We start from the raw sequence: 380 nt of genomic DNA, 5'->3' as shown, positions 1-380 counted from the left end.
CATAACTGATCGTCCCGCACATCCTGATCCATGCAAAATTAATTCGTTTTTCTTCCGCCTGATTCACTACCAGAGCGTCACAGACCGGGAGAACCGCGCTGTTAAATAACGCATAACAGATAACCGCCCCCAGAATTTCACGAAAGGATTCCGTTCCCGGAAAGAGCAGAACCGCCGCGGAACAGCACAGGTTCAGCAGAATCAGGACACAGCGCCTCTTTCCCGTCCGGTCCGCCAGTGCCGCCCATAAAGGCTGTACCGTCAGAGATGCAACAGGAAGGACCGCAGACAGAATTCCAACCTGCATGGAATTCATTCCTCTTTGTGAAAAATACATGGATATAAAAGGCAGATACAGTGATGCTGTAATCCAGTACAGC

Annotated in this window: 1 protein-coding gene; it reads right to left on the bottom strand. The window is 50.0% G+C overall.

Annotated features, from left to right (window positions below; all coding sequences use genetic code 11):
* On the bottom strand, window positions 1-379 hold a 379-nt coding region (locus NE664_15780; protein ID MCQ4728094.1), incomplete at its 3' end, for an MFS transporter.
* Window position 380 lies beyond the last annotated feature (1 nt).

The organism is Anaerotignum faecicola (assembly GCA_024460105.1).
GTDB lineage: Bacteria > Bacillota > Clostridia > Lachnospirales > Anaerotignaceae > JANFXS01.
This window is presented reverse-complemented; position numbering and strand designations above follow the sequence as displayed.